The 394-nt window shown below is 50.5% G+C and carries 1 rRNA gene; it reads left to right on the top strand.

Annotated elements, in window-relative coordinates:
- Positions 1 to 394, top strand: a 16S ribosomal RNA gene (locus G4V62_RS19590); the annotation flags it as partial.

Here is a 394-nt window from a genome sequence, read left to right as displayed (position 1 = left end):
GTCAGCCGCCGCGGTAATACGGAGGGTGCAAGCGTTATCCGGATTTATTGGGTTTAAAGGGTGCGTAGGCGGTAGAATAAGTCAGTGGTGAAAAGCTGCAGCTCAACTGTAGTCCTGCCATTGAAACTGTTTTACTTGAGTAACCATGAGGTAGGCGGAACGTGTAGTGTAGCGGTGAAATGCTTAGATATTACACAGAACACCGATTGCGTAGGCAGCTTACTAGCGGTTCACCGACGCTGATGCACGAAAGCGTGGGGATCAAACAGGATTAGAAACCCCGGTAGTCCGTAGAGTCAGCCGCCGCGGTAATACGGAGGGTGCAAGCGTTATCCGGATTTATTGGGTTTAAAGGGTGCGTAGGCGGTAGAATAAGTCAGTGGTGAAAAGCTGC

It is taken from the genome of Litoribacterium kuwaitense (genome assembly GCF_011058155.1).
Classification (GTDB): Bacteria; Bacillota; Bacilli; order Bacillales; family DSM-28697; genus Litoribacterium; species Litoribacterium kuwaitense.
Note: the sequence above shows the minus strand (reverse complement) of the source record. Positions and strands in the feature narration are given on the sequence as shown.